Consider the following 10,441-nt stretch of genomic DNA (forward strand, 5'->3'; position numbering starts at 1 on the left):
CGAGTATAGGAAATAATAGTTAGAGTGCTATGCAGTCTACCTTTTGCAACCAATAAGTTATGAAGGGTTAGTTAAGGTATAAGAATCCGGCAGGGGTAAGTACCGCGTTCACCTTCTTGTCATGAGGGGCAATAGGAAGAGCGTTCTCGGCATCTAAAAATTCCGAAGTGTAGACAACTGCGCAAATGCAGGCATCGGCAGAAGCATTTTCCAAAATGTGGTCATACCAACCCCCACCTTGGCCCAACCTATTTCCGGAACGGTCGATGCTGAGGGCAGGCAGTATAAGCAGCCCGGCTCTACTGATGACGTCCGGGGAAAGTATTTCGCCAGACGGGGCAGGAGGACGGCCGGGTGCGTGTACCTGCAGGTCGCCCGGGCCGCGGTAGAGCGCCCAGGTGCGAGAAAGCTTGGGTCCAAGGCGTGGCAGAAGGACTTCCTTGCCCTGTCTGAACGCCTCATTTGCGATGCCCATTACGTCGGGCTCAGCATTTACCGGAACATAGGAGGCAATAGTTTCGTCCTCGCGTTCCAGCACGGGAGCAGCTGCGTCAAGGATATTTTTCGCCGCCTCTTTCCGGGCCTGAGAAGTTAACTTCTTGCGGCAGGCGCGCACTTTGGCTCTTAGAGCTGCCTTTTTGTCCTCGATGTCTTCTTCGACTACCGCGTCAAATGATTGCTCCTTATTCATGATCCCATCATTGCAGGTTTCGGCGTGCGAGCAAGGTTGCCACATGGAAAACAGATAGCCTTAAGGAAACTGCAACTTTGAGGGGAGCGCGCATGCGAACTGTCGCCCAGCATTTAGAAGCTTGTTTGGCTCAGGTGGGTCCGCTTCCACCGCTAGAGGTACTGCTACCGGATGCGGTCGGGTGCATTCTTGCCGAGGACGTAGCCTCCCCGTTCGATCTGCCCGTCACCGATGTTTCCACGATTGACGGATACGCAGTGCGCAGCGTCGACATTGCGGGGGCTAGCGCTGACGAGCCAGTCTATTTGCGCGTAATTGATGAGGTTCGCGCTGGCGATGTTGATCCTACTTCAGTGATTGCCGAAACAGCGGTTCGTATTGCTTCTGGGGCGCCGGTGCCAGCAGGGGCGGATGCCGTGGTGGACCTAGAGGACACCGACCGGGACGAATCGAATGTGCAGATTAAGAAGCTTTCGTTGCCGGGGCAGAATATTCGTCCCCGAGCAAGCGACGTTGAGGCCTACCAGAACGTGTTGCAGGAAGGCCAGCGCATCGGCGCCAGGCAGATTGCGTTGCTGGCTGGGGTGGGCAGATTGCGTGTACTGGTGCATCCGCATCCTAGAGTCGTCGTCATGTCCATTGGTGACGAGCTGGTAGAACCCGGTCGGATCGCTAGCCCCGGTGCTGTTTTCGATGCTAATGGGCACGCCCTTGCGGCTGCGGTGGCGGATGCCGGTGCCGATACTTTCCGCGTCAATGCCGTGCCAGATGAGCACCGCATCCTGCGGCAAACTATCGAGGACCAGCTAGTACGCGCCGACCTATTGATTACTACCGGCGGTCTTTCCTACGGGGCAGGGGACACGGTAAAAGAGGTCTTGTCGCCCCTAGGGACTGTCCGTTTCGATTCCGTAGCCATTGCTCCCGGCAAACATATGGGCGTGGGCACGGTAGAAGATACTCCGATTTTCTGTTTGCCCGGTGATCCCGTAACCGCTCAGATCTGTTACGAAGTATTTGTGCGGCCGGCACTGCGGTCCATGGCAGGCTGGTCCGAGCTTTACCGCACGGCCCTTACTGCCCGGGTAGACCGGGGCTGGGCCTCGCCGGCTGGGAAACGAGAATTCGTCCGCGTGGCGCTCTCTGGTGCTCCCGCTGAAGGCTATGTGGCCAGCGTCTGTGGCGACCCCAAGGATCGGCTACTTTCCAAGCTCACGGAGGCGAACGCCCTCGCTGTAGTTCCGGAGGATGTTACGGAAGTGCGCGCCGGGGACGAACTAGTGTGCATGGTGCTCGACTAGTGTTCTCGCTAATAGATCAGGCGCGGTTGGCGCTGCGCAGACCGCTTGACTTGGTCTATGACAAGCCCGAGCTGGCCGCGATTACCACGGCGAATCTGGGCTATTTGCGGCTTAGGCAAATGAAGCGCGCTGATCACCTTCGGGTCAATGAACTTCGCTATGGGGAGCGAGAGTGGTTGGGGCCTTGGGAAGCTAGCGCGCCGGTGGGGTACCCGGTAGACCCACCCACCTTTGAACAGTATGTGGCCAGCTGTAACAGGCAGATATTGGATGGCCGCATGATGCCTTTGGTCATCGAAGGTGACGGTCAAGCGATAGGGCAACTTACTATTTCCGACATCTCGAGGGCGGCTACGCAAAGTTGCGCTATTGGGTATTGGATTTCGCAGACTTGGGCGAATATGGGTTTGATGACTCTGGCAGTGGCTATGGCTCTGGACGCCTGCTTTACCGATTTGAACCTGCACCGAGCCGAGATCAATATTCGGCCCGAGAACGCCCGTTCCTTGGCGATTCCGCGCAAGCTTGGCCTGCGTAAAGAGGGAGTACGGCGGAAATACATCTGTATCGACGGCAGTTGGGCGGACCACGTCTCTTTCGCTGCTACTGTCGAGGACGCCCACGGTGGGTTTGTGGCCAGGCTGGAGGCTCACAAGCAGAACAACAGTTGTTACTGATGTGAAAGTTGTGACTATTGATAAGGGCGGTTATTGAATCGTTCTCATGGTTTGGAACTTTCGGGGCGAGTCGTCCACGATCCAGCTGTTTCTTTCATAGATTTAACGATGTGGAGTTTGGAGGAGTGGCTTTCGCAGCAGTCGTGCTTGTTGTACTTGGGGTTGTCTTCCCCAAGGTCGTCTTGTGGCGTTTGGCAACCAGCCAGGGCAACGAAGCGGATAGGTTCTCCGGAAAACTGCAAATATTGAATACTGAAAGCGTTCAGTACCAAAGCCGCGGGGAAAACGGTGGGATACTGTTCCCCCAAATAGGAGGCAAAATGAACAACAGCAGGTCTGAATTGGTAAATGCGCGTGCGCAGCGAGCCGCGTTAGTTGCCCGCAGGCATGCTGCTGCCCAACGCAGGGTGGCGCTTACCGTGTTGATGGTGGCCGCCCTCGTACTCGTGCTGATTGTTGCCGCGGCCGGGAAGATCTCGTTGCTGTGGGCGCTCCTGCCCACTGCGGGAGTTGGCGCTGCACTCTACTATTCCAGGCGCTCAACTGTTGCTGATCGCAAGCAGGACGTTGCTGATATGGCACGTATTCGCAAACTGAAGCAGGAAGCGCTTGCGGCCGACCGTCCCGCACCGAAGGCGAACAGGTCTTGGCGGCAGCTTTCTAGACTCACAAAGTATGATCCCGGGATGACCGAGCAGGTTGAGGCGAAGGATCAGGAGCAAGGTCAGCAGAAGCAAGAAGAGGCCAAGACTGGTTCTACTGCGCAGCCGGTTGCGGGAAACGAGCGGCCTCGTAAGTATGCCAAGGGGATGACTTGGTCTCCTATGCCGGTCCCTGCTCCGACTCACAAGTTGAAGCCGCTGGTCCAGCCACGCACTGTGGCGGTGGAACACATGCGTGGGGATACTCCTGCAGCGGGGGTTGCTGTACCGTACAGGCCGCGCTCGGTTCGGAAGGCCGAGGTTGCGATGACTTCTGCCGAGGTGGCACGTACTGCGCTTGTTCGTATGGATGGGGACGATATGTTGGAGGCTCGTAGAGCGAACGCGTCCTAATGAATCGCAGCTTTTGAGGCCGGTCAGGTGTTCCTGGCCGGCCTTATTGTGATCTAAGCTGCGGCAGTTGGAAACTGGTGCCCGTTTAGTGCTAACCTATACAAGTCCTAAGGGGCTATGGCGCAGTTGGTAGCGCGTCTCGTTCGCAATGAGAAGGTCGGGGGTTCGAATCCCCCTAGCTCCACCAGTTACTCGCGGTTTTGACCGCGAGTTTTTTGTATCTTGGGGCGTTTTGAGCGAATACGAAAAGATGCTTGCTGGGCAGTATTATGACGCAAACTACGACAGTGAAATCTTGAGGCTACGGCAGCGAGCAGACGAGCTCTGTTTTCAACTGAATAGTTTGCAACCGTCAAGGCAGCAGGAACGCCTGGACGTGCTTGCCAGGCTGTTTCCAACCCTTGGAGAACATGCGACGATTTTGTCTCCCATGTTTGCTGACTATGGGACGCTGACGAAGATCGGCGATGACGTCTTTGTAAACCATAATGCCTACTTTATGGATGGTGGTGGCATCACTATTGGGGATCATTGCTTTAATGGCCCCGATTGTGGCTTTTATACTGCCGACCATGCGCGTCTGCCTGAGGGCCGAAATAGGGGGATCGAGAAGGCGAGTCCAATCACGATAGGGGACAACGTGTGGTTGGGCGCGAAGGTGTGTGTACTTCCTGGTGTCACGATCGGTGCCGGCGCGATTGTGGGTGCCGGTTCGGTAGTGACTCGGAATGTTCCAGCGGGGAGTTATAGCTGCCGGAAATCATGCTCGGGTTATCAGACGTGTCACTCAGGAAGATGCGTTGGAAGAGCGGCTCTAAAGACTCAACGTTCGACGCACCTCCACAGCCACAAGAACATGTTGTCGGCTGCCCTTAGCAAGATCTTGTCTATGGTTGCCTATTCTTCATAGGCTGCTGGTTTAGTTTGTATCTTTCTGATCCGTTCTATGTCGAGCTTGGAGCTCCTGTCGAACGCAACGATTCCATTTTTCTCTTGGAATACATCGGTCAACTGGGTGTAGCAATAGCCAAATGTCTGCGGCATTGCAGTTAGGACTGAGACCAAGCCGGCAAAACGCTCGTAGAACTCCTCTAGTGAACGGACTCTGTCCCCATATCCCCATGAAGCGGCCTGATCATTTACTTCCTGTTGCGCTCTCGCTTCCTCCTCGTTCCACCAGATGCCTCCAAACTCAGAGACGAAGAATGGTTGGCCCGCGTAGGGAACAGAGAAGCTTCCATCCGCAAAAGGCATCTGATTAGGTGCTAACTCCACACGATTTACAAAGGGGTCGGAGCATTCGTGGCTTTGGTTATTGCCGCACTGGCTTGGGCAATCCCGATTTTCTTTGCGCTCCAGATGTCGTTCAAGCACGAGGCCGATGCTTCGGCAGCGCCCCTCGCTTTTTGGCCTCCTAGGGGATGGACCCTCGATAACTATGCCGCGGTAATTCGCGGCGGAGATATACCTTTGTGGCTGTGGAACTCCCTGGTAGTGGCAGCCGTAGTAACTGCGATCACTCTGCTAATATCCGTGCCTGCAGCGTATGTATTCTCGAGAACAGATTTTCCTGGTCGACGGTTATGCTACGGCCTTACTGTTGCAGCTATCATGGTGCCTCCTCAGATACTGATAGTTCCTCTGTTTGAACAGATGAAGTTCATGAAGCTATCGGATACGCTTGCCGGTGTAGCTTTGCCGCAGGTAGTGGCCCCCTTGATGGTGATCGTGCTAAAGAATTTCTTCGATCAGCTACCCGTTGAACTGGAAGAATCAGCAAGGTTGGAAGGCGCCTCCCGGGTGAAGATCCTGACTGCAATTATCTTGCCGTTGTCTAGATCGATCATCGTAGCTGTTGCGATCTTTGTATTTATTGGGTGTTGGAATAACTTCCTGTGGCCTTTTATCATTACAAACTCGCCGAACCTGATGACCATCCCTGTCGGGTTAGGAACTGTAAAGAATGCTTATGGCGTGCAGTACGCGCAAGGTATGGCAAGCGCAGTTATTGGTGCACTGCCACTGGTTATTGTTTTCGTCCTGTTTCAACGCCAAATCGTTAAAGGCTTTGCTACCACAGGCATGGGCGGGCAGTAGCTTAGTTGCAGCAGCTTATATAAGAAGAGGGCGCCCGCAGGGGCGCCCTCGTTCGTTTGGTAGCTGTGCTTAGAAGAAGCTGGGCAGCTGCCTAATGTTGGTCTTTGCCATGTCGATCAATTCTGCGCCGCGGCCGGAAAGCACGGTGCGCATTGCGTACAGGCTGAAGCCCTTCATCTGATCCAGATCGATAGTCGGAGGAATGGTTAGCTCCTGGCGGTCGGTGATCACGTCAAGGATGGCCGGGCCCTTATGGGCTAGGAATTCCTTCACCGTCTTTTCTAGGTCCTTCGCCTTTTCAACGCGGTAGCCCTTCAAGTCGCAAGCTTCAGCGATGTTGGCGAAGTTCGGATCAGACAGGTCGGTAGCGTAGTTGACGAAGCCGGCCGACTTCATTTCCAACTCGACGAAGTTCAGCGAAGAGTTGTTGAAGACGACGATTTTCACCGGGAGCCCGTCCTGCTTCAAGGTGAGCAGATCACCCATGAGCATCGAGAGGCCGCCGTCACCAGACATGGAGATGACCTGGCGGTTCGGGTATGCCGCCTGTGCGCCCATGCCCATGGGCAGGCCGTTTGCCATTGATCCGTGGTTGAAGGAACCGATGATGCGGCGCTTGCCGTTGACATCGATGTAGCGGGCTGCCCAGATCACGGGGGAGCCAACGTCGGGAACGAAGATGGCGTCGTCGTCGGCGTAACGGTTTAGCAGTTCTGCCAAGTACTGCGGGTGAATCTTGCCGCGAGACGGCTTTGCTAGGGCCATCAGGTCCTTGGTGGCTTCCTTGTAGTCCTTCTGCATCTTCTTTAGATGCCTCGAGGAACGTCCGGGCTTGATGAGCTTTTCCAGTTCAGGCGCCGTGTCTTTCACGGTGCCAACTAGTGGAACGTCAACCTTGGTGCGGCGGCCAATGTGTTCTCCGGCCAGATCCACCTGAATTACCTTCGCATTCTTCGGGTAGAACTGCCTGTAGGGCAGGTCCGCGCCCAGCATCAGCAAAGTGTCGCAGTCGGTCATTGCGTTGTAGCCGGAGGTGAAGCCCAACAGACCGGTCATGCCGACGTCGAAGGGATTGTCATAGGCAACCCATTCTTTACCGCGCATCGTATGCACGATGGGTGCCTGTAGTTTGTCTGCCAAGGAAACGAGTTCGTCATGTGCGCCCTCGCAACCAGCGCCTGCCAGAATCGATACCTTCTTGGAGTGATTCAGGATTTCGGCGGCCTTGTCCAGTGCTTCCTGGGCGGGAATGGAGCGAGTGGGGGAATGGAATACGACTTCCGGTTCGCCCTTGACTTCGGCCTGCAGAATGTTACCCGGGATTACTAGAACGGCAACGCCCTTCTTGTCGAGGGCAGCGCGCATAGCTACGCGAAGGATGCGTGGCATCTGAGCGGGGTTCGAAACAAGTTCGCAGTATACGGAGCATTCCTGGAAAAGGTTCTCGGGGTGAGTTTCCTGGAAATAGCTCCCGCCGATCTCGTCGTGAGGAATGTGAGCGGCGATCGCAAGAACGGGTTGGTGGGAACGGTTTGCGTCGAACAAACCGTTGATAAGGTGCAGGTTTCCGGGCCCACAGGAGCCTACGGTTACCGCTAATTTGCCGGTGACGGCTGCTTCAGCACCAGCAGCGAAGGCGCCAGCCTCCTCATGACGGACTGGAACCCAGCCAATTCCGTCAGTCAGGCGGATCGCATCGGTCAGTGCGTTCAGGGAGTCTCCTGCAACGCCCCAAACCTTGGAGACGCCGCTAGCTTTGAGGCTAGCAACAATGTTTTCTGCAACAGACGGCATCAATACCTCATTCCGAAAAACTTTATCTTCGGTTAAAGTCTATGCTCTAGTCCGCCTGTTTCGTAGAACTGGTGTCCTTAATCATCTTTTTGTTTGCGCCACTTGAATGATGGTGTTTTATTGAAATGACGCCGAGTTTTCTTTTTCGGTAAGATTGCCGCCTCATCTTCTAGTAGTTCGGTAACATTTTGTTCGGTGATAGCTTCGGGGTCGCGGGCAGCATTTTGCTGTGAGCCTGCCCCGGCTATTACTACTACGGCTACGCCAAGGGCCTGGAGCCAGTTCGGAATCTGTCCCAGGATCAGTATGCCGATGAGGATGCTTACGGCCGGCTCCAAAGAAGTAAGAGTGCCAAACGCGGTTGGGTTCATCCTGCGCAGCGCCATCATTTCGAGGGCGAATGGGATTACGGGGTGTAGTAGCGCGATACCGAACGCAATTGCCACCATTTTGAGGTCGAACTGGCTGATGATGGTTGGAGCGCCGACTGCGCCCGCAACGAGTGAGGCAATGGGAACGGTAATGGACAGTGCACTGAGCCCTGTGAAGTGGTCGCCCACTTTCTGCGTGAGCAGGATGTAGGTGCCCCAGCACGCCCCGGCAAAGGCCGCCATCATTACACCTTTTAGGTTGAAGGCCGACGACCATGGTTGGGTCATTGCTAGCACTCCCGCGAAGGCTAGAAACAGCCAGCCCACGGGTTTTAGTGAACGTGACCGAAGCGCCGCCACACTGAGCGGGCCAAGGTATTCGATCGCGACCGCCGTCCCCAGGTTGATGTAGGGCAGGGCCAGTATGAATAGGGTGGACATGGATCCAGTGGCTAACCCCAGCCCGATCAGAGGCAGTATGTCTTTGCGACGAATAGAGCGAATTGGCGGCCTACTAATTAGCCAGAAAACTACCGTTCCCGCCACTAGTCGCATCCATGCGACTCCTCCGGCACTGTAGGTGTCTATAAGACCTACCGAAAGTGCTGAGCCAATTTGTACGGACACCATGCCGGTTACTGCTAGCGACCAAGCGGGCAGGTGCTTTTGCGGGGATGCGGTCACCGTTTTTCTCCGTTCGCGCTTGTAGATGGGGATTTATATACAGATTTCGCACATTTTTCTTCATGATGCAAATACCTGTTTGCCTATCGCTAATCCGCCTTTGGCACAATCGGCAGAATAGTATTGCTATTTTTGAGCAAATTACTGCAAGATCATTGACTTAGGTATGAGTTAAGCAATTGTTTAGGTTATCTACTAATACTTGTTGGAGGTTTATATGAAAGATGCTGCTGCCCTCTTTACGCCGCTTACTATGGGGAGTCTTCACCTAAAGAACCGTCTGGTTATGGCTCCGCTTACTCGCCTTCGGGCCGAGGATGACGGCGTTCCGAACGAGTTGCACGCCTTGTATTACGAACAGAGGGCTTCCCTCGGGCTAATTGTTGCCGAGGGGACTTGGCCTACTTTGGAGGGGCGCACTTGGTACGGTCAGTCGGGCATTTGCACGGAGGCTCAGCTGGAAGGGTGGAAGAAGGTTACGGAGGCAGTCCATGCCAAGGGCGGCCTAATTGTCCTCCAGCTCATGCATGGTGGCCGGGTGTCGCACCCCGAGATCACGCAGACTGGGCGGACGGTGTCTGCATCCAGTGAGCAGCTGGACGGTTTCGCACGTACCAAGAAGGGGAAGGTTGTCCCGCCGCCTCCCTACGCTTTGACTGAGGCCGAGATCGCCACCATCATTTCCGAATTTGCGCAGGCTGCGAAGAATGCGATCGAGGTAGGTATGGATGGCGTGCAGCTGCATGCGGCTAATGGCTACCTACTTCACCAGTTCTTCGCTCCATCTTCTAATAAGCGTACGGATCGCTATGGCGGTTCGCCGGTGAAGCGGGCGCAGTTCCCGATTGAGGTAACTAAGGCTGTCGTCGATGCGATCGGCGCTGACAAAGTTGGAGTGCGTCTTTCTCCCCAGCACAATGTTCAGGGAGCGCTGGAGCCGGATCTGGAAGAGACCCGCGCTACGTATCTGGAGTATGCCCGTTTCGCAGCCGAGGCCGACTTGGCTTTCTTGGACGTCATCTACGGGGATCCGACATCTGAGTTGGTGGCGGGCATCAGGAAGGCTTTCGGCGGGCCCTTCATTTTGAACAATGGCTTCGACCGAGTAACTACCCGCGAAGAGGCCCTTGAAATTGTCGAGGGCGATTGCGCTGATGCGGTCAGCGTAGGGCGCGCAGCCTTGGCTAACCCGGACTTGGCTCGTAGGTGGCAGGAGGGTTTACCTGTAAACGAGCCCGTGCAGTCCACTTTCTACGCGAAAGGCGAGTTGGGCTATACCGACTACCCGTTCTATGAAGGATAGTTCTTAGTAGTCTTTGTTTGCCGCCCCACATTTTCGAATGTGTGGGCGGTTGCTTTTTGTTGAAACGAGGGTGAAAAGCCCGCTTTCCCGGAAAACTTTCCGGCCCGTTTTTGGCAGTATTTAGCCCTTTACGGATTGCTGAGGAAAGTGTGTGTGCAGCGTCACCGCAAATTGGTTTGCATTTGGGTGGCAATCCTGCCTAAAGTATTTCTCGTTGCGCCGGTGATCAACCGGTTCGACACGGCCCCTGACCTGGGTTTTTGGGTTGGTGTGGTGTGGTTGTTTTTGTTCTCGATAGTGTGTTTTTGTTTTTGCTCTTTTTGTGTGTGGGCTTTGCGCAACTGTTTTGGTTGTGTTTGGTCTTTTTTGTTTTTTTGGTTGGGATTGCCCTTTTTTGGGGTGTTTTCTGAATGTTTTTGTTTGGAGAGTTTGATCCTGGCTCAGGACGAACGCTGACGGCGTGCTTAA

General features: G+C 54.9%; 10 protein-coding genes, 1 tRNA gene and 2 pseudogenes. 8 read left to right on the plus strand and 5 right to left on the minus strand.

Translation table 11 applies throughout. The features are described 5' to 3' along the window. Positions 1–67: 67 nt before the first annotated feature. A complete protein-coding gene (locus QP400_RS07465; RefSeq protein WP_004806379.1) occupies positions 68–691 on the minus strand; it encodes a 5-formyltetrahydrofolate cyclo-ligase in 624 nt (207 codons plus the stop codon). A 92-nt stretch (positions 692–783) separates the two neighbouring features. On the opposite strand from QP400_RS07465, the gene QP400_RS07470 reads away from it, so the two are divergent. From QP400_RS07470 to QP400_RS10550, 6 genes and pseudogenes are all read left to right on the plus strand, one after another. Then, on the plus strand, positions 784–1,992 hold the full coding sequence (locus tag QP400_RS07470; protein WP_004806377.1) for a molybdopterin molybdotransferase MoeA: 1,209 nt from the start codon (positions 784–786) through the stop codon (positions 1,990–1,992). Then, positions 1,992–2,669, plus strand: a complete 678-nt coding sequence (locus QP400_RS07475) for a GNAT family N-acetyltransferase (RefSeq protein WP_004806374.1) — start codon at positions 1,992–1,994, stop codon at positions 2,667–2,669. Before QP400_RS07470 ends, QP400_RS07475 begins: the two co-directional genes overlap by 1 nt. A 320-nt stretch (positions 2,670–2,989) precedes the next feature. After that, the gene (locus QP400_RS07480; RefSeq protein ID WP_141740515.1) at positions 2,990–3,724 is read left to right on the plus strand and encodes a hypothetical protein; all 735 of its coding nucleotides are present in this window, start codon (positions 2,990–2,992) and stop codon (positions 3,722–3,724) included. Positions 3,725–3,835: 111 nt separating this feature from the next. Continuing rightward, positions 3,836–3,911 (plus strand) — tRNA-Ala (locus QP400_RS07485). A gap of 63 nt (positions 3,912–3,974) precedes the next feature. Beyond that, positions 3,975–4,118 (plus strand): annotated as a pseudogene (locus QP400_RS10545) (maltose acetyltransferase domain-containing protein); the annotation flags it as partial. Positions 4,119–4,352: 234 nt separating this feature from the next. Further along, positions 4,353–4,457 (plus strand): annotated as a pseudogene (locus tag QP400_RS10550) (DapH/DapD/GlmU-related protein); the annotation flags it as partial. Between the two features lie 164 nt (positions 4,458–4,621). Here the strand turns inward: QP400_RS10550 and QP400_RS07495 are convergent. Next, on the minus strand, positions 4,622–4,999 hold the full coding sequence (locus QP400_RS07495) for a hypothetical protein (protein WP_196793457.1): 378 nt from the start codon (positions 4,997–4,999) through the stop codon (positions 4,622–4,624). A gap of 27 nt (positions 5,000–5,026) precedes the next feature. Between QP400_RS07495 and QP400_RS07500 the strand changes: the two genes are divergently transcribed. Next, positions 5,027–5,821: a carbohydrate ABC transporter permease gene (locus QP400_RS07500; RefSeq protein ID WP_004806369.1), complete on the plus strand. Its 795-nt coding sequence runs from the start codon at positions 5,027–5,029 to the stop codon at positions 5,819–5,821. 69 nt (positions 5,822–5,890) lie between these two features. Here the strand turns inward: QP400_RS07500 and poxB are convergent, their stop codons facing one another. Beyond that, on the minus strand, positions 5,891–7,615 hold the full coding sequence (poxB, locus tag QP400_RS07505; RefSeq protein ID WP_004806366.1) for a ubiquinone-dependent pyruvate dehydrogenase: 1,725 nt from the start codon (positions 7,613–7,615) through the stop codon (positions 5,891–5,893). Between the two features lie 77 nt (positions 7,616–7,692). Next, complete coding sequence (locus QP400_RS07510; protein ID WP_004806364.1) at positions 7,693–8,670, minus strand: EamA family transporter; 978 nt, start codon at positions 8,668–8,670, stop codon at positions 7,693–7,695. 217 nt (positions 8,671–8,887) lie between these two features. On the opposite strand from QP400_RS07510, the gene QP400_RS07515 reads away from it, so the two are divergent. Further along, on the plus strand, positions 8,888–9,973 hold the full coding sequence (locus QP400_RS07515) for an alkene reductase (protein WP_004806362.1): 1,086 nt from the start codon (positions 8,888–8,890) through the stop codon (positions 9,971–9,973). A gap of 120 nt (positions 9,974–10,093) precedes the next feature. On the opposite strand, the gene QP400_RS07520 is transcribed toward QP400_RS07515, so the two are convergent. Next, on the minus strand, positions 10,094–10,441 hold a 348-nt coding region (locus tag QP400_RS07520), incomplete at its 5' end, for a hypothetical protein (protein ID WP_285444646.1).

Origin of the sequence: Winkia sp. UMB3158 (genome assembly GCF_030217145.1) — a bacterium.
Classification (GTDB): Bacteria; Actinomycetota; Actinomycetes; order Actinomycetales; family Actinomycetaceae; genus Winkia; species Winkia anitrata.